Source organism: Hymenobacter sp. BT559, assembly GCF_016427535.1.
GTDB lineage: Bacteria > Bacteroidota > Bacteroidia > Cytophagales > Hymenobacteraceae > Hymenobacter.
In genome coordinates, this window is the sequence record NZ_JAELXV010000006.1 from 315,343 (window position 1) to 336,039 (window position 20,697).

A 20,697-nucleotide genomic window follows, 5' to 3' on the forward strand; every position below is an offset into this window, starting at 1 on the left:
ACAATAATCCTACTCTTTACCTTCCAAAAATCGCTTCAAATACGGGGCGGTTTTGCTCGCCTTCACTTGCGCTACTTCTACTGGCGAGGCGGCGGCCACGACTTGGCCGCCCTCGTCGCCCGCGCCGGGCCCGATGTCAATAACCCAATCGCTGGTGGCCACCACGTGCATGTCGTGCTCTACTACTATCACCGTGTTACCGGCCTCTACCAAGCTGTGGAACTGCCGCAGCAGCTTTTCCACGTCGGAGGGGTGCAGGCCGGTGGTGGGCTCGTCGAGCACGTAGAGCGAGTGGCCCCTAGGGGGGCGCTGGAGCTCGGCGGCAAGCTTAATGCGCTGGGCCTCGCCGCCGCTGAGCTCAGTGGCAGGCTGCCCTAGGCGCAGGTACCCTAGGCCTACTTCGCGCAGCACCGTGAGGGCGCGCTGCACGGTAGGTTCTTCGGAAAAGAACTCCCACGCCGCATCGACGGTCAGGCCCAGCACGTCGGCGATGTTTTTGCCGTTATAAGTAATCTCTAGGGTCTTGGCGTTGTAGCGGGTGCCGTGGCACACGGGGCAGGGCGTGTACACACTGGGTAAGAATAAGAGCTCGACCATCACAAAGCCTTCGCCCTGGCAGTTTTCGCAGCGGCCCTTGGCCACGTTGAAGGAGAAGCGGCCCGCGTCGTAGCGGCGCTTACGCGCTTCGGGAGTGGCCGCGAACAGCTTGCGCACGTGGTCAAACAGGCCCGTGTAGGTAGCCATATTCGAGCGCGGCGTGCGGCCAATGGGCTGCTGGTCGACGCGCACCAAGCGGGTTATCTTATCAATGCCCTCGGTGATGCGGCCTTCGGTGGCAGCTTCGTCGGCGCGCTCCAAGGCGTCGCCTTCGGGCTCTTCGGGCGCTATTTCCTGCCCTAGGTGCTTTGCTACTAGCTCTACCAGCACTTGGCTCACCAAGGTCGACTTGCCCGAGCCCGACACGCCCGTAACGCTCGTGAAGACACCTAAGGGGAAGTCAGCGTCAAGCTGATTTAGATTGTGCCGCGTGATGCCGCGCAGCCGCAGCCAGCCGCTGGGCTCGCGGGGCAGGCGCGGTGCCACAGGCACTTGGTCAAACAGATACCGGCGCGTCTGCGAGTCGGCCACCTCAGCAAGGCCGGCCAGCGGGCCGCTGTAAAGCACCCGGCCACCCTGCTCGCCGGCGCCTGGCCCCACGTCTACCACCCAGTCGGCTTGCTTGATTACTTCCAATTCATGCTCGACTACGAACAAGGAGTTGCCAGCCCGTTGCAAGCCACCTAGGGCCTTTAGAAGTGCTGCCGTATCGACGGGATGCAGGCCAGCCGAAGGCTCGTCGAGCACATACACTACGCCAAATAAATTGGAGCGCACCTGCGTAGCCAGCCGCAACCGCTGTAGCTCGCCGGGCGAGAGTGTGGGCGTGCTGCGCTCCAGGGTGAGGTAGCCGAGCCCTAGGTCGAGCAGCACACCCAGGCGACCGCACAGGTCGTCGGCAATGCGCTGCGTTACAATTACTTTTTCGGGAAATTGCGCATCGTATTCGGCGCCGCGGTCTACCTTACTGTCGGCGTAGGGCCGCAGCAATGCTGCCAGCGCCTTGAGCGGCAGCCGCGACAAATCGGCAATGTCGAGCCCCGCAAACGTGACGCTCAGCGACTCGGGCCGCAGCCGCTTGCCGTGGCAAAGCGGGCACTCGGTGCTGAGCATGAATTGCAGCGCCCGCTTCTTCATTTGGGCGCTTTGGGTGTTGGCGAAGGAGTGAAACACGTGCCGCCGGGCGCTAGTGAAAGTGCCCATGTAGTTGGGCTCTTCCTTGCGCTTGAGGGCTCGTTGGGTTTCGGCGGGCGAGTAGCCGGGGTACACGGGCACTACCGGCTGCTCGTCGGTAAAAAGTATCCAGTCGCGCTCCTTTTGGGGCAGTTCGCGCCAAGGCTTGTCCACGTCGTAGCCCATCGTCACGAGGATATCGCGCTGGTTTTGGCCGCCCCAAGCAGTGGGCCACGCCGCAATGGCCCGCTCCCGAATAGTGAGTGAGTCGTCGGGCACCATCGAGCGCTCGGTTACCTCGTACACGCGCCCTAGGCCGTGGCAGGTGGGGCAAGCGCCCTCGGGCGTGTTAGGCGAAAAGCCTTCGGCATAGATAATTCCTTGCCCCTTCGGATAGTCACTGGCTCTTGAATACAGCATCCGCAAGAGGTTGGAAAGCGTGGTGACGCTGCCCACCGACGAGCGCGTGGTGCCGCCGCCGCGCTGCTGCTGCAAGGCCACGGCCGGCGGCAAGCCATCGACTACATCTACCTCGGGCACTTCTAGCTGGTGAAATAGCCGCCGCGCATACGGCGACACTGACTCTAGGTAGCGCCGCTGGGCCTCGGCGTAGAGCGTGCCAAACGCCAACGACGACTTGCCCGAGCCCGACACGCCCGTAAACACCACCAGCGCATCGCGTGGAATGTCTACATCTACGTTTTGCAAATTGTGCTCGCGGGCGCCGCGCACTTGCACAAAGCCGGGGCGGTTAGTTGATGATTCTGCCATTCTGAATAAGCGTAAGGCTTGTCAGAACGGGGCGAGCGGGCGGCGGGTTAGCGGAGCCTAGGGCGCGGGCGGGCTACTTGATAGCAGCTCAGACTTACTATCGCTGCAAAGAGCAGAGCCGATGGGCGCCAATCTCTCTGCCATAAGTCCGTGAGTTTTTGCCAAAAAGCAGGCTCTATTGGCGGTGCCGTATAGCTTTCTACGTAACTAGAGTAGCCACAAGTAAATACCGGCACATAGGCTGAAGCTGGCAGAGGCTTATTCGTTATTGCATAAAGAGTAATAGGATTATGACGAATATCAAGCCAATACCTCTTTTGGTTTAAGTAATTCATCATATCCAGCACTTTTATCAAATTACTATAGGTCGCATGTCGTCCAAAACGAATACGCATACCTCCTGCCTGGCTAGTGTCGGCCTGTATAGCCTTAACGGCTGTTTCTGTAAATGCAGCATTTACAAAATTGTTGATTGGAGCGCCCGTAAATTCTGCATCATGCCAAGGCCGAAAATTGTTCAACTCGGCTTTTGAACCATAGACCGGAACGCCCCAAAACTTGCCTTCACTTGGTTTCCAAGGTGGCATTTGTAATTGCATCACATTCGGCAACCGCATCTGCCGCCAATGCGTCAGCAGCGCCTGGCACCCCAGCAGCAACAGAAACCCCAGCGCCACCCAGCCGGGCGGCAGCAATAAGCGGCGAGAGTGGCGGCGCGGCAGGTACATAGCGGTTTGGTAGAAGCTAGTGCTTTGATGCCGCTTGATACTAAAATGCATAAAAAAAGCACCTGTGGCCAGATAGGCCGCAGGTGCTTTTTTAGTAAGCTCTTTCTTCTTTAGGTTATTCTTCTGGGTCGCTTTCGGCGGTCAGGTTTTTGCCTTGGTGCTGCATTTCGGGCAGCGTGAAGTTGGCGTCGCGCGGATGGATGAGCTGGTCGGGCAGGTTGAGGTCACTGTCGGGGGCCGAGCCTACAGGAGGCTGCTCATCCGAGCGCAGCGAGTCATCCATCATATCGGCCATGCGCTGGCCGCTGGCGTTGTTGTCATCGGTGACTTGGCCGTAGGTCTCGCGGTCGAGGAAGCTATCCGATTCCTTCTCGGTTTCGGTTTGCGGCGTCACGTTTTGGGTTTCCTTGCTAGCCGCACCAGAGGCAGTAGCGGCGGCGCGGTCGTTGTTATCGGGTGCGTTGGGCTGGGGGGCGTTCATAATTAGCGGGGCTTAGTCGTTGGAGTGCTCTTTGTCGTTGCTTTCTTCCCAGCTGGCCTCGCGGTGGCCGCCGGCGTAGCGCTCATCATCGCTCGACCAAGCGGCGCGCTGCTCGTCGGTTTCCTTATTTTGGGCGGCTTTCACTTCGCCGGGCGCCTGGTTTTGCTCTATGTGGCCCTGCTGGTGGTCGGGGCTAGCAGCGTCAGCGCTGGTGCCATAGTCCTCAGTTACGGGCTGGCCGGGCTTGCGAAACTCGCTGAACTCGTCGGGGTTATCGTTGCTGCCGTCGTTTCTATGCTGAGTAGGCACAGCTGGCTCGGTTTCGTTGGCTTTGCCAAAGTTGCCGTAGCGCGGCGTACCAGCTTCGGCTTGGTCAGCGGTAGTATCTACTTGGAGATGGGCCTGCTCGGCACGACGCTGTTGGTCTTCGGGCAGGTCGTTTTTGTCGTTCAGGTTCGGGCCGTCGAGGCTGGGGAAGGTGCTCATGATGGGAGGGAAAGAAAAGCTAGCAGAAAACTATATCGGGCTAGGCCCGTCTTGTGCTTACTCTGGTTTGCCGTTTGTGGTTTCGGCCCCCGCTGGCGCCAGCGACCTACCTAGGGCCCCGGTCCACTTTCTTTTTTCCTTATGTCTATTCAGCATCACCCCGACGAGCAGGCCTTTATGGCCGGCCCCGCCAGCAACCCCGCCGAGCTAGCGTACTCGCTGCCCGCCCCCGGCGTCATCGACTTCACCCACACGTTCGTGCCCGAAGAAGCGCGCGGCCAAGGCCAGGCCGAGGAGCTAGCCCGCGCCGGCCTCGCCTATGCCCGCCAAGAGCACCTCAAGGTGCGCACCAGCTGCGAGTTTATGGAGGCCTTCGTGCAGCGCCATCGGTCAGAATACCAAGATATTCTCGCCTAGTCCAGAACGGTTGTCATTGCGAGGAGGTACGACGAAGCAAGTGCACCTGCAAAGCCCGTTCTGATACGATGGCTTCATCGCACCTCCTCACAATGATAACCGTTTTCTTATCCTCCTACCCTACTAGTACCGTTGCTCGAAGCGCAGCCGCAGCTCGCCAGCCGGCCGCAGCGTTATAAGCGGGTTCAGGCTGGGCGTGGTGGCCGTGGGCAGCACCCGGTAGCGGCGCAGCGTTTGGATGAGGACCAATTGAAGCTCGGTGAGGGCAAAATGGCTGCCCACGCACAACCTAGGGCCGCCGCCAAAGGGCAGGTAGCCGTAGGTAGGCAGCGCCGGCTGGGCATCGGGCGCAAAGCGCTCGGGGCGAAAAGCTTCGGCATCGGGCCACAGGCCCGCGTGGTGGTGCACGCCGTACACGTAAAGCGAGAAAACGCTGCCCTTCGGAATAGCCACGCCCTGAAACTGGTCGTCCTCAGTAGCGACGCGGTCGATTATCCAGGCGGGTGGGTAGAGGCGCATGGCTTCCTGCACCACTTGCAACGCGTAGGGCAGGCGCGGCAGGTCGGCAAACTCCACTTCTTGGCCAGCAGGCATCTCGCGGTTTATTTCTTCCGCCAACCGGTCCTGCACTTCGGGGTGACGGGCCAACAGATAGAAGGCCCAAGCCAGGGCATTGGCCGAGGTTTCGTGGCCTGCCACCAGCAGGATGTTGAGTTCATCAATCAGCTGGTGCTCGGTCATAGGCTCGCCGGTGTCTTCGTAGCGGGCATCGAGCAGCATTTGCAGTAGGTCGTCGGGCGGGGCCGCATCGGCCGGAGCGGCTGCCTGGGTAGCGCGATGCCGGCCAATGGCTGCGCGCACCAGCTCGCGCAGGCGCCGGGCTAGGTCGTCGTGCTGCCGGTAGCGCCCGCGCAGGTGCTGCACGGGCCGCAGGTAGGGCTGCCGGATGGTGGTGACGTAAAACAGCTGAATAGCCGTGAGCCAGTCGCTGAGCTGCATCAGTTCGGCATCGCTTAGGCTATCGCCAAATACCGACCGCGCCACGATGCGAAACGCCACCCGCGTCATGGCTTCGTGGGCTTCGACCTCCACGGGGCCCTGGGCGGCACCTAGGGCCGCGAGTTCGGCCACCCACTCGTCGGCCGCGGCCCGCATAAGGCGCGTGAGGCCCGCCAGCCGCTGCCGATGAAAGCCCGGCTGAATGAGCCGGCGCTGGCGCAGCCAGTCGGCGCCTTCGTTGGTGAGTAGGCCCTTGCCGAGGTAGCGCAGCAGGCCGTGCGTGAGGTCTGACTTGTGGTAGCGGCGGTGGTTCTTCTGCAGGATGTGCTGCACCAGGGCTGGGTCGCGCGTCACGATAGAAGGCTTCACGCCGCCTAGGTACAGGTGCACGGTGTCGCCATAGGCCGCCAGCACCTTATTGAGATTGCCCACTGGGTCGCGTGCCATGCGCAACGACTGCCGCAGCGTGAGCCAGCGCGGCACCTGCGGCCAGGTGGAGGAAGTGGTGGCGGGAGTAAGCATAGTCGTAAGAGCTAATGTTAGGTAGTCGTAAGAACCCGTAGACACTACTGTTGTCATTGCGAGCGCAGCGAAGCAATCTTTCCTTGCGCCGCCTCGCTTACGTCAGCTAAAGTGAAGGAAAGATTGCTTCGCTGCGCTCGCAATGACAAGCGTGCTCTGGGTTTTGTGTTGTCAACCTGAACAATACATTAGACTCATTTACTCCGGTATTACCAGTTCCCTAGGTAGCTCAAATTTCAATTCGCGGCTTTTGCTGCGGCCGTGCAGTTGGGTCAAAAACCCGTCGAGCTCTGACTTGTATTCGAGCCACAGGTCTTCGTGCAGGCTCTTTGGGATGAGCTGCGTGAGGCGGGCGGCCAGGCGGGCCGTACCCACAAAAAAGCCCTGGTACTCACTACTGAACTGCCCGGTGTAATTATCAAAAATCAACCGCAGGATGTACATACTGAGGTCGATTTCGAGCTGCTTGTTTTTGGTGATGCGCCGGGCGCGAGCCGCTTCCTGCAGCGATAGGCGCAGGGCCTTCACGAGGCTGCGGTTGAGCAGGCGCCCGGTCACGGCCACATTGAAGAGCTCATGAATGCGGTCAGCGCTGGTGTCGTACACGCTTTCGAGCGTCACGTCGGGCAGCAGCTCGAAGCTGAAGGTATCGTAAAGCTCGGCATCGCGGCGCACGGCGCGCAGCACCAGCGCCTCCTTCTCCTTGTCGGAAAGGCGACCTAGGGCTTTTTTAAAGTCGGACGAGGGAACTGGCATAAGCCGCGAAGCTAAGCCCGGCGCTGAACACCTGGCGCACGGGCTGGTTTATAGAGCAACATCCTGGCAGTACTACTGCCTTGTTTCACACTTCATTAAACAAACATTTTCCTTTCCATGAGCACTTCCTCGCCCACTTACGCCAAAACCTTCGCCATCGGCGGCGACCTCACCGTCAACCGCCTCGGCTACGGCGCCATGCGCATCACCGGCCCCGGCATTTGGGGCCCACCCCAAGACCACGACGAGAGCATCCGCGTGCTTAAGCGCGCCGTGGAGCTAGGTATCGACTTCATCGACACTGCCGATAGCTACGGCCCCAACGTGTCGGAAGAGCTGATTGCCGAGGCGCTGCACCCCTACCCCGCCGGCCTGGTGGTGGCCACCAAGGGCGGCCTGCTGCGCACTGGCCCCAACCAATGGCCCGTTGATGCCAGCCCCAAGCACCTCGAAGAGGCGCTGCACGGCAGCCTCAAGCGCCTAAAAGTCGAGCAGATTGACCTCTACCAGCTACACCGCATCGACGACAAGGTGCCCGCTGAAGACACTTTCCGCTTTTTGCAAAAAGCGCAGCAAGATGGCTTGGTAAAGCACATCGGGCTTTCGGAAGTAGATGTCGACCAGATTAAAAAGGCGCAAGAATTCTTCCCGGTGGTATCGGTGCAGAACATGTACTCGGTCGATAACCGCAAGTGGGAGCCCGTGCTCGACTACACCCGTGAGCAGAACATGGCCTTCATTCCGTGGTATCCCTTGGCCGGCGGCAACGCCGAAGCCCTGAAAGCGCTCGACCAACTTGCGCAGAAGCACGGCGCCACCCCGCAGCAAATTGCCTTGAGCTGGCTGCTGCACCACTCGCCCAACATCCTGCTCATCCCCGGCACCTCTAAGGTGAAGCACCTAGAGGAGAACGTAAAAACGGCCGACATCGCCCTGTCGGAAGAGGACATGGCCACGCTGGATAAGGTAGGCAAGTAGCCTTTTGGCTGTGTAACCCCACCCCCGGCCCCTCCCCTCCAGGAGAGGGGAGCCGACCGTAAGTAACCGCCATTCAGTCATCAGGCTCCCCTCTCCCGGAGGGGAGGGGTCGGGGGTGGGGTCTCACGAGCACCATGCGAAACAATCAAAATCAACTTACTATGAAATACAACCTCTTAGGCAACACGGGCCTGAAAGTATCGGAGCTTTGCCTGGGCACCATGACCTTTGGCACCACGGGCGGCCGCTTTGGCGCCATCAGCGGCGTAGACCAGGCCGGGGCCGACGCTCTCACCAAACGCGCCCTCGACGCGGGCATCAACTTCATTGACACGGCCAACGTGTACAGCGAGGGCCATTCGGAAGAAATAACGGGCCAAGCCCTGCACAACCTAGGCATCAACCGCTACGACGTGGTGCTGGCCACTAAGGTGCGCGGCAAAATGGGCGACGGCCCCAACGACGTGGGCCTCACGCGCAAGCACATCATTGCCCAGGCCGAAGCCAGCCTCAAGCGCCTAGGTACCGATTACATCGACCTGTACCAAACGCACAGCTTTGACCCCCTCACGCCGTGGGAGGAAACCCTGCGCGCCCTCGACGACCTCGTACGCAGCGGCAAGGTGCGCTACATCGGGGCCAGCAACGTGGCCGCCTGGCAGCTGATGAAGGCCCTAGGTGTGTCGCACTACCAGCACCTCGAAAAGTACGTGTCGCTGCAAGCCTACTACACCATCGCGGGCCGCGAGCTAGAGCGAGAGCTGGTGCCGCTGCTGCTCGACCAAAAGGTGGGCCTCATGGTGTGGAGCCCGCTGGCCGGCGGCTTCCTCAGCGGCAAGTACACCCGCGAAAACCAGCAGGCCGAAGGCCGCCGCGGGGGCAACAACTTCGATTTTCCGCCTGTCAACAAGGACTTGGCTTTTGACATTATCGACAAGCTGCGGCCGATGGCCGAGGCTAAGGGCAGCACCGTGGCCGCCCTGTCGCTGGCGTGGCTGCTGCACCAGAAAGTGGTGAGCACCGTCATTATCGGGGCCAAGAAAATGGAACAGCTCGAAGACAATTTAAAAGCCGTTGACGTGCAGTTTACCCCCGAAGAATTGCAGCAGCTCGACGAGGTTAGCAAGCTCGCCCCCGAGTACCCGGGCTGGATGCTGGAGTTCACCAAAGGCGACCGCCAAGCGTAGCAAGTAGGCCATGCGCCTCCCGCCCCAAGCGTCTACTCCAACCCAGGAATAAGCGCTTGGGGCGGGAGGCGTTTTGATTGGGTACCTAGGAACCGAAACCACAGGTTTAGGGGTTATAATCTGATGCCAATCCTCTATCGGCGGCCTTGGCTGTCGTATTTTTGCCTTATGGCTTTTCCCGCTACTCGCCCGCAGATTGATTATGACGAAGACGTACTCACGCTCGAAGAAGAGCAGGAGCTACGCACGCTCATTGTGTACAACGACGACGTAAACACCTTCGAGCACGTCATCCAGACGCTTATCGACGTGTGCGAGCACGAGCCCGAGCAAGCCGAGCAGTGCACGCTGCTCATCCATTACAAAGGCAAGTGCGCGGTCAAAAACGGTACCTTTGAGGAGCTGGCGCCCCGCTGCTCGGCCATTCACGACCGGGGCATATCGGCAGACATCGTTTGATTTTCTGGTGCTTGGTGTTTAGTGCGTGGAGCATGGGTTTTGCCCAGCCCTGCCCAAGCACCACGCACTACGTACCAAGCACCAACCTTTAGATGGATTTTCCTTCCAAACTGATTGAGAACGCGGTAGTGGAGCTGTCGCGCCTGCCCGGTATTGGCAAAAAAACGGCCCTGCGCTTGGCGCTGCACTTACTTAAGGCTGAAACTGATACTACCGCCAACTTAGCTGAGGCGCTGGCCAAGATGCGCTTCGACATCACGTACTGCGGCACCTGCCACTCAATCTCCGATAGCACGGAGTGCAGCATTTGCGCCAACCAGCTGCGCGACCACAGCACGGTGTGCGTGGTGGCCGACGTGCGCGACGTGATTGCCATCGAAAATACCGGTCAGTACCAAGGCGTCTACCATGTGCTGGGGGGCGTCATCTCGCCCATCGAGGGCGTAGGGCCGTCCGACCTGCACATCGATTCGCTGGTGACCCGCACCACCGCCGAGGGCTCCGAGGTCCGCGAGATTATCCTAGCCATTTCGCCCACCATGGAAGGTGACACTACGGCCTTCTACCTGTCGCGCCGCTTGCGCGAGGTCGAGCACTTGAACATCAGCACCATTGCCCGCGGTATTCCGATGGGAGGAGAGCTAGAGTACGCCGACGAGATTACGCTGGGCCGCAGCATTGTGGAGCGCCAGCGCCAAGCGCGCTAGGCTGGCGCTAGCAGCCTTTGGCAAGAAGCTACCGGTTGGGCCTACCTAGGAGTTCAACTGGTAGCTTTTTCTATTTTCACCTGCCTGCTACCGCAGCGGCGTCCGGCCATAACTTCGCCGCCCCGTGGTGAAGCTCTCCGTTATTATTGTCAACTACAACGTTTGCTACTTTCTGGAGCAGGCGCTGCTATCGGTGCGCAAGGCGGCGGAGTACCTAGGGCAGCCCGTCGAGGTGTTTGTGGTGGATAACAACTCGGCCGACAGCTCGGTGGCGATGGTGCGGGCCCGCTTCCCGGAGGTCATTCTTATCGAAAACCGCGACAACCCAGGTTTTTCGAAGGCCAACAACCAAGCCCTGCGCCAGGCCTCGGGCCAGTACCAATTGCTGCTCAACCCCGATACGCTGGTAGAGGAAGACGCCTTTTGGCGGTGCTGCGCCTTTCTAGACGAGCACCCTACTTGCGGTGGCGTAGGCGTGCAGATGCTTGACGGCCAGGGACGTTTTCTCCCCGAAAGCAAGCGCGGGCTGCCCACGCCTAGGGTCGCCTTTTACAAGATATTCGGGCTGGCGTGGCTGTTTCCGCGGTCGCGCACGTTTGGGCGCTACCACCTTGGGTTTCTCGACCCCAACCAGCCGCACCAGGTGGCGGTGCTCAGTGGCGCCTACATGCTGCTGCGCAAGGCCGCCCTCGACCAGGTGGGCCTGCTCGACGAAGACTATTTTATGTACGGCGAGGACATCGACCTCTCGTATCGCCTCACGCAGGGCGGTTGGCAAAATTGGTACTTCCCGGCGGCGCGCATTATTCATTACAAGGGCGAAAGCACCAAGCGCACGAGCGTCAACTACGTGTTCGTGTTTTACCGGGCCATGGCCATTTTTGCCCAGAAGCACTTTGCACCGGGCCGGGCTGGGCTGTTTACTAGGCTGATAAACCTGGCCATCTGGCTGCGAGCTAGTGCGGCCGTGAGCCAGCGCCTCGCCACGCGGGCCGCCCCCGTGCTACTCGATGCGGGCTTGCTCTACGCGGGCATGGCGGCTCTAAAAGGGTACTGGGAAGCCACTTTCAAGTACGAGCCCACCCCCTTCCCACCGCAGTACATGCTAGTGGCCGTGCCGGCTTACGTGGTGGTGTGGCTGGCGGCTACCTGGCTTAGCGGCGGCTACGACCGCAGCATGCGGGCCGGGCGCGTGGTGCGGGGCATTGTGGTGGGCACGGTGCTGATTTCGGCCCTGTCTAATTTTCTGGATAGCTGGCGCTTTTCGAAGGCCCTTATTCTCCTAGGTGGTGCCTGGGCGGTGGTGGCTTTGGTGGGCCGGCGGCTGCTGGGCCACTGGCTGCGCCACGGCCACCTGCGCCTCAGCGAGCCACGCACCAAGACGCTGGCCATCGTGGGCTCGGCGGTCGAAAGCCAGCGTGTGCGCCGGCTACTGGCCGCCGCCCGGGTGCCGGCCAGCGTGGTTGGTTACATAGTCCCGGTGGGTGCTGGCCCCGCCGCGCCTACCTACGACTACCTCGGCGACCTAGGCCAACTGCCTGCACTGGTGCGCCTCTATGACCTCAACGAGCTCGTTTTTTGCGGCAAAGACCTGCTCACCAGTCAGATTATTGACCTAATGCAGCACTTGCCCATCCGCCCCGAGGTGGCTTACAAGATTCTGCCCGAAGACAGCCAATACATTATCGGCAGCAGCCGCAAAAACGCGCCCGGCGACTACTACGCCCTGGCCCCGCCGCTACGGCTCTACCAACCCGCGCAGCGCCGCAGTAAGCGGCGCCTCGACCTAGTAGCCAGCCTAGGGCTGCTGCTGGCAGCGCCGCTGTTGGTGTGGGTACAGCGGCGGCCCGCGGGACTGCTGCCCCACATCTGGCAGGTGCTAGTAGGGCGGCGCAGTTGGGTAGGGCTGCGCTATACCCCCGGCGCGGCGGGCCAGGCCATTCTTTCGCCCGCCGATACGGCCGATGCCCCAGCCAAGCTCTCCGTAGCGGCGCGCCAGCGACTGGAGTTTCTGTATGCCAAAGACTATGAGCCTGAAAGCGACCTGCGGGTACTGTGGCGCGGCTGGCGCCAATTGGGCGGGGTATAAGTCAGCGTTAAAGGTTTATGCGTAAACCTTCTATTACTGGTTTTTAACTCTTACCCCCAGCTACTTGAGCACAGCGGGCTGCCACTCCTGCTCGCCGCAGCGCGTGCACTGGTGCTGAGGTAGCTGCTGGCTGTGCATGGTGTGGCCACAGCTGCCGCAGGCAAACTGGCCCGGCGCTTTCTCTTGCTCGTCCCGGAAGGCGGTGTCAATAGTGGGCAGGATGGACAGGCCCGGCCGGGGCGTTTCGTCGTCGAAGGTGATGATGGAGAAGTTACCATTGGCCTCTTGGTAGGCGCGGCGCACCTTCCCTAGGTTGGCAATGCCCTCTTTGCGCAGCTTGCCCAGTAGCTGACTGCGGCACAGCACGCTTTTTTCCATTTTGTCGAGCCTGAGGCGGCCGTCTTCTACTAGCACGCTGAGGTCGTCGAGCACCAGGCTCTCGAAGCGCTTGTTGCGAAAAGCAAGTCGCGCCACAAGCTGCTGGTAGCCAACAATAATGGCTGCCACTACCACCACGGGCAGTAGGCCCCGGTCGGGCGCCATGAGGGCTACGCCATTGGCGGCAGCCAGCGACACCATCGCCACCATCTCATTGCGGGTCAAGGTTTTTCCCATGCGGTTGCCCATCATCCGCATCGAGAGCAGCAAGAGCAGATAGATGAATACCACGCGGATAACCGCTTCGAGGTAAAAGCTGGCGGGCACTTCGCCCACCAAGATGCGCACCCAGTCGCTGAGGTGAATTTCTTCGGGTTTCATGGGCAAGAAAGCTAGAGCTTATTGACGGTGGGCGCCCACTGCTGGTGGCCGCAGCGAGGGCATTGGGGAGGTGGGCCAGCGGGTGCGCTATACCCGCAACGTTGGCAGGCCTGCTGGCCCGGCTCGGTGGGCTCGGCCTGGTGAATGGCCTCATCCTTGTCGGGCAAAATGGACAGGCCCGGCCGAGGCGGCGTCTGGGGGTAGATACTGAACTCCCCGTTGCTTTCCAGATACACGCGCTTGAGCTCGCCGAGGTGCTGTATGTTGGCCGCGCGCAGATTGGCAAACAATTGTTCGCGCGAGACCTTGGTATCGGCCATAGCTGCCAGGTCCAACATGCCGTCGGTCACCATTATGCGCAGGTCGCCGCGCGTAAGCCGCTCTACCGCTTGGTACTTAAAAGCCAGCCAGTTGATAAACCGAAACAAACTCAGAATGCAGGCCAGCACCAGCGCGCCCTGCAGGATGCCGCGTTCGGGTATTTGCATCGGCACCGACACAATACCGCCCAGCATAATCATCACCGACAACTCGGATACCGAGAGCTGGCCGTTCATGCGCTTGCCTAGCAGCCGCATGGTGGCAAGTAGTACTAGGTATATGACTAGCGTGCGCAGCGCGGCTTCCAGCAAAAATTCGAGCGGCGCATTGCCCAGCAAAATTCGCTGCCAGTCGTCCAGGTGGATTTCTTCTTTCTTCATAAGTACTAGGGTGGGCCGGGGCCAAACGGCGGCGCACTACGCTACTGCCGCCTACTTATACCACAGCCCAGGCACCCTATGTACTTCCTTCAAAAACAGTGAGTTATTGCCGGGCTTACTCACTTGCCTTGCGGCCTAGCCGCTCAACCAAGTCCCTACCTAGGTAGCCTAAATGACCTCTTACCAAGACACTAGGCCACACTACCGCTTAGCCCGGCACGCGGCCTGCCTTGGTTTATTATCAGCTCCAGCACCTGCCTAACTACGCGTTATTCTCACAAGAAAATCCGTAGTCTTAGCGTCGCCTAGATGACTAGCGAGGTGGCCTGCCTAGCCAATCAAGTAGCCCTACCAATTGGCGCGGCGTAGTCCTTCAGGCTGGAGCAAGAGAATGCCGCTGGCGCTCAGCTCCAGCAAGCCGGCCTGGCGAAACTCGCTGAGGGTGCGGCTTAAAGACTCGGGTGCGGTACCTATCACGGCGGCTAGGTCTTCACGAGTCAGCTGGATGGGCCCGCCGGCCGGCTCGTGCAGGCGTAGTAGCGTATCGGCCACGCGGCGGCGCAGCGAGTGGTAGGCCAGTTCTACCAGCTGCTGTTCGCGGGCCCGCTCGCGCCCAGCCAGCAGCCGGATAAACTGCTGGCTGACTTCGGCATTGCGCAGCAGTAAGTCATGAAACTCCTCAGCCGGAATGTAGCGAAGTGTGGAGGCCTCCACGGCCACGGCCGTGTCGTGGTAAGGCCCGCGCTCGAGCAGTGCCTGGTAGCCAAAAAATTCGCCCGTTTGGTAAAAGCCTGTAATCAGCTCCTTGCCGGCGGCAGTGGTCTTGCTGGTTTTCACGCGGCCAGCTTCTACAAAATAGAGGCGCGTGGGCTCGTCGCCTTCGGCATACAGCAGCTGGCGGCGGGGCACGGCGTGGGGCCGGTGCTCGGCAGCCAAGTCGGGAAGATTGCTCACGCGCCGGGCATCGGCCAGAAACTCGGGCAGGCCGCCGTGGGCCAGGTCGTAGTCGGGCCGCAGGTGCTGAAAGCGGCTGAGGCGGCCAGCCACCGCACTCAGCAGCTCGGTGCTGTCGAAGGGCTTGGTGAGGTAGTCGTCGGCCCCTAGGGCCATGCCGCGGCGCAAGTCGGCGCGCTCAGTTTTGGCGGTGAGGAAGATGAACGGGATGCCCGCCAGCTGCGGGTGCTGGTTGAAGACCTGCAGCACGCCGTAGCCGTCGAGCACGGGCATCATAATGTCGCAGAGCACGAGGTCGGGCCGGGTACGCAGGGCGTGTTCGAGGCCGAGTTTGCCGTTCTCGGCCGTGAGCACGCGGTAGCCCGCCAGCTCTAGCAGCTCGGCCGTGTTTTCGCGAATAAGCTCGTGGTCCTCAATCAGCAGCAGCGTTTTCATAGGGGATAGTGACGGTGACGGTGGTGCCCTGCCCTAGGGTACTGGCCAAGTCGATAGTGCCGCCCAGCAGCGCCACGTAGCGGGCCGTGATGTAGAGGCCCAGCCCCGTGCCGGGTACGTTGGCCACGGTAGCCGCCCGGAAGAACCGCTCGAACAAGTGGGCTTGGTCTTCAGGCGAAATGCCCACACCTTGGTCTTGCACCACCAGCGTGAGGCGGCCGCCTTGGCAGGTGGCACGCAGGTGCACCGCCGCCTGCTCGCCCGAGTACTTGAGGGCATTGGAAAGTAGGTTGACTAGGATTTTGCGCAGCAGCGAGGCGTCGAGCCACACCGGCTCGGGGCATGCTATTTCGGGCACGATGGCCTGGCCGCTTTTGCGCAGGCCCTGCACGTCGGCCACGGTGTCGCGCAGCAGCGTGGGCAGGTCGAGGCGCACGGGGTGGGCGGTTATCTTGCCTTCCTCGATGCGGCCCACTGACAGAAATTCCTCCAGAATATCATTCAAGTGGTTGACCGACTGCCGGATGCGCCCTAGGTGCCGCAGGCGCTGGGCTTGCTGCTCGGCGGCCGGGTACTGCTCGATGAGCGAGGCCGAGGTGAGCACCGCCGTGAGCGGCGTGCGAAACTCGTGTGACGCCATGCTCACGAAGCGCGACTTAAGCTCGCCCAGCTCTTGCTCGGCGGCCAGGGCCTGGGCCAGCTCGGCTTGGCGCTGTTCGAGCTGCTCTAGGGTGGTAAGCAGGGCGTGGGTGCGGTCGGCCACCTTCTGCTCAAGCTCAGCGTTGAGGCGCTCGACTCGCTGACGTTCGGCAAGCAGCGCCTGGTCGGCCGTTTTCTTAAAGGTGATGTCGAGCACGTAGGACACCACGTAGAGCTCGTCGTCGAGGTGGAAGTAGCTGAGGCTAACCTCGACCGGAAACACGGAGCCATCTTGGCGGCGGGCCTCTAGGTCGCCGCGGTGGGCCCCCATGGCCCGCACCGACGGCTGGGCATTGAACGACTCACGCAGCTGCTCGTGGTTGCGGCCCGGCGCCCTAGGTACCAGTTGGTCGAGGCTAGTGCCCGGCAGGGTGCCCGCCGCGTAGCCAAACTGCTGGTGCGCCATGGCATTGGCCGACACGATGCTGCCTGCCCGGTTGCAGACGATAATGCCAATGGTAGCATTGGCCACCACCGCCTCGAAGCGGCGTACGCTCTGGGCTAGCTCGCGCTCGGCCTGGTGCAGCCGCCCTTGCTCGCTGAGGCGCAGCAGGAAAAACGGGGCGCCTTCTACCTCAAAATAGGTTAGCGTCAGTTGGGCTTGCACCACCTCACCGCCAAGCCGGTGCACTTCTGTATCTAGGGTTTGTGGGCCCTCGTGCTGGGCCTGCGCACAGTGCGTCGCCCAAGCCTCGCCCACCATGGCCGGCAGGTGCTGCCCTAGGTCAGGCGCCGCCAGTAACACTGCCTCCGAGGCGTAGCCCAGCAGCTGCACCCCGGCCGGATTTACCTGCGTGAGGCGCCCTAGGGTGGCATCGTACACGGCCACCAGCTCGGGAGCTTGGTGCAGCAGCATATCAGTGAGGGCACGGGCAAACGGGTCGTGGGGCATGGCTAGCTAAGGCGCGACGGTAGCAAGCGCCGGCTCCGCAAAGGTCGGTATCCGCGGCGGCCGGGGGCCATGACAACAATCAAGTGGCCGCTTGAGCACGCTCATGGGAGCCCGAGGCAGCGAGCCAGAATTTTGTGCTATTCTAATTCATCGCTCGCTTATGGCTCACCTACCGACTGCTTCCGACCCGGCCGTGCTGCTGGTGCTGCTGCCCTTGCCGGCGGGCCAGGCTGCCCCCGCTCCTACCCTACGCCACCTGCAGCAGCACCTAGGTGCCGCGGTGCGCGTGTTGGCCATCGACGAGGCCAGCCACCCGGCAGTAGTGCGCAGCTTCGGCACGCCCGAGTTGCCGGCCTGCGTGCTCATGCGCCAAGGAGTAGAGCTATGGCGGCAGCAGGGCCTACCGAGTCCCGAAGCTCTGCTAGCCACGCTACACGGCGTAACGCCCGAGCCTAGTTGAACGGAACCTCTACCCTAACCCACCAGGATGAACACACTTTTAAAATTTTTATAATCAATATATTCTAAGTTCTTTCCTCCATTTTTCTCTTACTTCACCATGCGCACTTACCGCACTTTTTCGCTGACGACTACAGGCCTTTTAGCAAGCCTAGGGGCGGCGGCCCAATCTACAAGTATGTCACCTGCCAATGAAGATATGCTCTCCTGGATGCTGCACGTGCTACTGGGGGCCGTAGGCATCGTGACAGCATTGGCTAGCATCGCGCTGCTCACCGCTGCGGCCAATCGCTCATCGTTTCGGCAAGAGCAAGCGGCCGCGCTCGCCAATACGTCCGCTGCCCCCGCAGCGGTAGCTGCTCCGGCTTCGGAAGCGTCTGCGACGCTCGCCCCTGCGGTTGCCGCCAGCGTTGCGGCCCCGGCTCCGCTTGCTCAAGAATTAGTACTAAGCGAATAAGTCGCTTTCTCGCCGTCCCCGTTTCCTCTCCTTCTGCCGCCATGCAAACCATCCTAGTTCCCATCGATTTTAGCGCCGCGGCCGAAGGCGCCCTGCTCTATGCTAATAAGCTCGCCGTGCGCCTACCCGCCGAAATAGTGCTGGTGCACGCGGGCACTGGCTCGGCCCTGCTGCCCGACGAGCGCGCCCAACTGCTGCGCCGCCTCGAAGCCCTGGCCGAGCGCCTACGCTACCAGCAGCTTACCCGGCAAGATGCCCGCCGTATTCGGTACTACTACCACGTGGCGGCCGAGGCGCTGCCCGATGGCCTGCAAGTGCTGGTGGCAGGCTACTGCGCCAGCCTCGTGGTCACGGGCCTCACCCTCGACAATTGCGCCGCCGCAATGGCGGCCGGCACCATTCCCAAGAGCTTGCCCGAACGTGTGAGCTGCCCCGTGCTACTGGTGCCCGGCGGCCGGCACGAGCTACCGGCGCAGGTAGTGCTGGCAGGTGATTTTGACCGCGTAACGGCCAGCCAAGTGGCGGCGGTAGCGGCGCTGGCCCGTACACCCACTGCCCATTTTGACCTTGTGCAGTTCTACCAAAAATCGCGTCTATACTCGGCTGATAGCAAGCTACTTATCCAGCAGAAGAAGGCATTGCAGGCTACCCAGCAGCTATTGCCCAACGCTACGGCGCACCTGCTACCCGAAGAAGACGAGCTAGAGGGCCTCAGCGAGTTTTGTGCGCAGCAGGCCGCGCAATTGCTGGTGCTGGCTACCACCGATGGCTGCCTGGTACGCCGCTTTTTTCATCCGCACTACTTGCAAACCAACGCGTACCACCTACGCATTCCGGCGCTGCTGCTGCCTACTAGTACGCTACCCTCGGCGGCCTGCTGCGCTACTTGCGAGCTGCGCCGGGTAGCCGCACGTCAGCTTGCCCTAGGTCAGCGCCAGGAAGAAGTATCGCTCCTTACATAGGTGCTAATTAAGCAAATCACCTACCTATGCAGCCTAAGACAGACCTAGCCAGTGGGCCGCTTTTGGGCTTGTCGCTGAGCCTCCCGCAACCACTCTTGAGCGGCCTCTGCATCATCAAACAGGTGCATTTGGAGCTGCCCATGCAGGCCGAGGGCCATCGAGTGGGCTGAGCTGGCGGCTAACGCTTCGGGGCTCACCACATTGGCAAAGTGCGTCAGGCCCTGCACAATAGCCCGGGGCGCCCAGTTCGAGACTATCCAATCCACGGCATGGTCCCAGGGCCCAATGACCCGGCGATTATCGTTGAGCAGGTACGCGCAATGGTGTTCCTGCAAAGGCTGTAAGCAGGCATCGGCCCCAGCTAGGATGCCGATGTACGTCTGGTGGCCTATCCATTCGTTGCAGACCCAGCGGCTGGCTGCATCATAACTTATGCGGAGGTATACATTGCCGAAGCCATTAATAAGGTCAGTGGACATGCGTTAGAATAAGAGGAAGAATAACGGAAAGGAAGTTATAGCCATCAGCTATCTACGGCAGGAATTGATGCATGGATGAAGCTAGTTTCTACTCGAGAGTAACTAAATAAAGATGTAGACTACCTCAATGAGCTTCCATTTTAGGGGGCGCTTTGGCCTTTTGGCAGACACTTTAGTGGTAGGCTCCCCAAAAAATACGGCTAAAATGCACAACCTAGGCGGAGTAGTGCAAAGGAGGGTATACTTTTGCAACTCGCCCGTTTCATAGTTATCCTCCTCATCTTATGTCGCCTAGTTCTTCATCAGCTTCGGTTACGGCCGACCCTACTGCTTATCTCTCCGACCGCATTCTGAATATGCAGGAGTCGGCTACCATCGCGATGGCTAAGAAAAGCCGCGAGCTGGCTGCCAAGGGTATTGATGTTATTAACCTAAGCTTTGGCGAGCCTGACTTTCAGACGCCGCAGTACATCAAGGATGCCGCCAAGCAGGCGCTCGACGAAGGCTATACTTTTTACACGCCCGTGCCCGGCTACCTCGACCTGCGCCAGGCCATCTGCGACAAGTTTCAGCGCGACAACAACTTAACTTATAAGCCCACCGAGATAGTGGTGAGCACCGGCGCCAAGCAGTCGCTCACCAACGCAGTGCTAGCCCTCATTAACCCCGGCGACGAGGTTATTATCTTTTCGCCCTACTGGGTGAGCTACGCGGCCATCGTGGAGTTGGCCGAGGGCGTGGCTGTGCCCATCATGGGGAGCCTCGAAAACGACTACAAAGTGACGGCCGCTGAGTTTGCCGCCGCCATCACGCCGCGCACCAAAATGGTGATGTACTCGTCGCCCTGCAACCCCACTGGCGCCGTATTCAGCCGCGAAGAGCTCAGCGCCATTGCCGACGTGCTGGCGCAGCACCCCGGCATTTTCGCCCTGGCCGATGAGATTTACGAGTACATCAACTTCACCGGCGAGCACGTGAGCCTAGCGCAGTTTGACAAGGTGAAAGACCAGGTTATTACCGTCAATGGCTTTTCGAAAGGCTACGCCATGACAGGCTGGCGCCTAGGCTATATGGCGGCGCGCCAGGAGATTGCAGCCGCTTGCGACAAGCTGCAGGGCCAAGTTACGTCGGGCACTTGCTCGATTGCGCAGCGCGCTGGCTTGGCCGCCCTGCAAGGCGGCCGCGCCTCGGCCGACGAGATGGTGACCGCCTACCACCGCCGCCGCGACCTCGTGCTAGACCTCGCCAAAGACATCCCCGGCATGGTAACGCCCACGCCCGAAGGCGCTTTCTACGTGTTCCCCAACGTGGCTGCCTTTTTTGGTCGCACTACGCCCGAGGGCACGGTTATCAATGACTCGGGCGACCTGGCGCTATACCTGCTCAACGACGCGCACGTGTCGTCGGTGGGCGGCGACTCGTTTGGCGCGCCCGACTGCATGCGCTTCAGCACCGCCGCCGCCGATGACAAGCTAGCCGAGGCCTTCAAGCGCATCAAGGCGAGCTTGGCCAAGCTGAAGTAAGTTTTTCTGCCTCCTAGGTAGGCCCAT

The 20,697-nt window shown here is 60.9% G+C and carries 21 protein-coding genes; 10 read left to right on the forward strand and 11 right to left on the reverse strand.

The genetic code is table 11. The features are described 5' to 3' along the window. Window positions 1–9 precede the first annotated feature (9 nt). The 4 genes from uvrA to JAO77_RS19395 all read right to left on the reverse strand — a co-directional run bounded on the left by uvrA (window position 10) and on the right by JAO77_RS19395 (window position 4,236). The gene (gene uvrA, locus JAO77_RS19380) at window positions 10–2,541 is read right to left on the reverse strand and encodes an excinuclease ABC subunit UvrA (protein WP_198992085.1); all 2,532 of its coding nucleotides are present in this window, start codon (window positions 2,539–2,541) and stop codon (window positions 10–12) included. A gap of 47 nt (window positions 2,542–2,588) precedes the next feature. After that, window positions 2,589–3,269 carry a hypothetical protein gene (locus JAO77_RS19385; protein WP_198992086.1) on the reverse strand — a complete coding sequence of 227 codons (681 nt, stop codon included), beginning with the start codon at window positions 3,267–3,269 and terminating at the stop codon, window positions 2,589–2,591. A 115-nt stretch (window positions 3,270–3,384) separates the two neighbouring features. Continuing rightward, window positions 3,385–3,750 carry a hypothetical protein gene (locus JAO77_RS19390; protein WP_198992087.1) on the reverse strand — a complete coding sequence of 122 codons (366 nt, stop codon included), beginning with the start codon at window positions 3,748–3,750 and terminating at the stop codon, window positions 3,385–3,387. 12 nt (window positions 3,751–3,762) lie between these two features. Next, window positions 3,763–4,236 (reverse strand): hypothetical protein, encoded by a 474-nt coding sequence (locus tag JAO77_RS19395; protein WP_198992088.1) that lies wholly within the window; start codon window positions 4,234–4,236, stop codon window positions 3,763–3,765. 141 nt (window positions 4,237–4,377) lie between these two features. Between JAO77_RS19395 and JAO77_RS19400 the strand changes: the two genes are divergently transcribed. Next, the gene (locus JAO77_RS19400; RefSeq protein WP_198992089.1) at window positions 4,378–4,653 is read left to right on the forward strand and encodes a GNAT family N-acetyltransferase; all 276 of its coding nucleotides are present in this window, start codon (window positions 4,378–4,380) and stop codon (window positions 4,651–4,653) included. 123 nt (window positions 4,654–4,776) lie between these two features. Here the strand turns inward: JAO77_RS19400 and JAO77_RS19405 are convergent, their stop codons facing one another. Then, window positions 4,777–6,174, reverse strand: a complete 1,398-nt coding sequence (locus JAO77_RS19405) for a cytochrome P450 (RefSeq protein ID WP_198992090.1) — start codon at window positions 6,172–6,174, stop codon at window positions 4,777–4,779. A 198-nt stretch (window positions 6,175–6,372) separates the two neighbouring features. Next, the gene (locus JAO77_RS19410; RefSeq protein ID WP_198992091.1) at window positions 6,373–6,930 is read right to left on the reverse strand and encodes a hypothetical protein; all 558 of its coding nucleotides are present in this window, start codon (window positions 6,928–6,930) and stop codon (window positions 6,373–6,375) included. A gap of 117 nt (window positions 6,931–7,047) precedes the next feature. Between JAO77_RS19410 and JAO77_RS19415 the strand changes: the two genes are divergently transcribed. The 5 genes from JAO77_RS19415 (at window position 7,048) to JAO77_RS19435 (ending at window position 12,350) form a co-directional block, all read left to right on the forward strand. Then, entirely contained in the window at window positions 7,048–7,908 is an 861-nt protein-coding gene (locus JAO77_RS19415) for an aldo/keto reductase (RefSeq protein WP_198992092.1), read from the forward strand. Window positions 7,909–8,069: 161 nt separating this feature from the next. Further along, window positions 8,070–9,095, forward strand: coding sequence for an aldo/keto reductase (locus JAO77_RS19420; RefSeq protein ID WP_198992093.1), 1,026 nt, complete (start codon window positions 8,070–8,072; stop codon window positions 9,093–9,095). 168 nt (window positions 9,096–9,263) lie between these two features. Then, window positions 9,264–9,554 (forward strand): ATP-dependent Clp protease adaptor ClpS, encoded by a 291-nt coding sequence (locus JAO77_RS19425; RefSeq protein WP_144845151.1) that lies wholly within the window; start codon window positions 9,264–9,266, stop codon window positions 9,552–9,554. 92 nt (window positions 9,555–9,646) lie between these two features. Then, window positions 9,647–10,261 (forward strand): recombination mediator RecR, encoded by a 615-nt coding sequence (recR, locus tag JAO77_RS19430; protein ID WP_198992094.1) that lies wholly within the window; start codon window positions 9,647–9,649, stop codon window positions 10,259–10,261. Window positions 10,262–10,388: 127 nt separating this feature from the next. Beyond that, window positions 10,389–12,350: a glycosyltransferase gene (locus JAO77_RS19435; RefSeq protein WP_198992095.1), complete on the forward strand. Its 1,962-nt coding sequence runs from the start codon at window positions 10,389–10,391 to the stop codon at window positions 12,348–12,350. A 60-nt stretch (window positions 12,351–12,410) separates the two neighbouring features. Here JAO77_RS19435 and JAO77_RS19440 read toward each other — a convergent pair whose 3' ends face one another. From JAO77_RS19440 to JAO77_RS19455, 4 genes are all read right to left on the reverse strand, one after another. Next, on the reverse strand, window positions 12,411–13,109 hold the full coding sequence (locus JAO77_RS19440; RefSeq protein ID WP_198992096.1) for a DUF421 domain-containing protein: 699 nt from the start codon (window positions 13,107–13,109) through the stop codon (window positions 12,411–12,413). An 11-nt stretch (window positions 13,110–13,120) separates the two neighbouring features. Next, the gene (locus JAO77_RS19445) at window positions 13,121–13,810 is read right to left on the reverse strand and encodes a DUF421 domain-containing protein (protein WP_198992097.1); all 690 of its coding nucleotides are present in this window, start codon (window positions 13,808–13,810) and stop codon (window positions 13,121–13,123) included. A gap of 348 nt (window positions 13,811–14,158) precedes the next feature. Next, complete coding sequence (locus JAO77_RS19450; protein WP_198992098.1) at window positions 14,159–15,199, reverse strand: response regulator; 1,041 nt, start codon at window positions 15,197–15,199, stop codon at window positions 14,159–14,161. Further along, window positions 15,177–16,790: a sensor histidine kinase gene (locus tag JAO77_RS19455; RefSeq protein ID WP_198992099.1), complete on the reverse strand. Its 1,614-nt coding sequence runs from the start codon at window positions 16,788–16,790 to the stop codon at window positions 15,177–15,179. The genes JAO77_RS19450 and JAO77_RS19455 overlap by 23 nt, the downstream gene beginning before the upstream one ends. A 160-nt stretch (window positions 16,791–16,950) precedes the next feature. On the opposite strand from JAO77_RS19455, the gene JAO77_RS19460 reads away from it, so the two are divergent. The 3 genes from JAO77_RS19460 to JAO77_RS19470 all read left to right on the forward strand — a co-directional run bounded on the left by JAO77_RS19460 (window position 16,951) and on the right by JAO77_RS19470 (window position 18,668). Next, window positions 16,951–17,250: a thioredoxin gene (locus JAO77_RS19460; protein WP_198992100.1), complete on the forward strand. Its 300-nt coding sequence runs from the start codon at window positions 16,951–16,953 to the stop codon at window positions 17,248–17,250. A gap of 177 nt (window positions 17,251–17,427) precedes the next feature. After that, the gene (locus JAO77_RS19465) at window positions 17,428–17,706 is read left to right on the forward strand and encodes a hypothetical protein (protein ID WP_198992101.1); all 279 of its coding nucleotides are present in this window, start codon (window positions 17,428–17,430) and stop codon (window positions 17,704–17,706) included. A 41-nt stretch (window positions 17,707–17,747) separates the two neighbouring features. After that, window positions 17,748–18,668, forward strand: coding sequence for a universal stress protein (locus JAO77_RS19470; RefSeq protein WP_198992102.1), 921 nt, complete (start codon window positions 17,748–17,750; stop codon window positions 18,666–18,668). A 44-nt stretch (window positions 18,669–18,712) separates the two neighbouring features. On the opposite strand, the gene JAO77_RS19475 is transcribed toward JAO77_RS19470, so the two are convergent. Then, window positions 18,713–19,147 carry an STAS/SEC14 domain-containing protein gene (locus JAO77_RS19475; protein WP_198992103.1) on the reverse strand — a complete coding sequence of 145 codons (435 nt, stop codon included), beginning with the start codon at window positions 19,145–19,147 and terminating at the stop codon, window positions 18,713–18,715. Between the two features lie 284 nt (window positions 19,148–19,431). Between JAO77_RS19475 and JAO77_RS19480 the strand changes: the two genes are divergently transcribed. Next, the gene (locus JAO77_RS19480) at window positions 19,432–20,670 is read left to right on the forward strand and encodes a pyridoxal phosphate-dependent aminotransferase (RefSeq protein ID WP_198992104.1); all 1,239 of its coding nucleotides are present in this window, start codon (window positions 19,432–19,434) and stop codon (window positions 20,668–20,670) included. Window positions 20,671–20,697 lie beyond the last annotated feature (27 nt).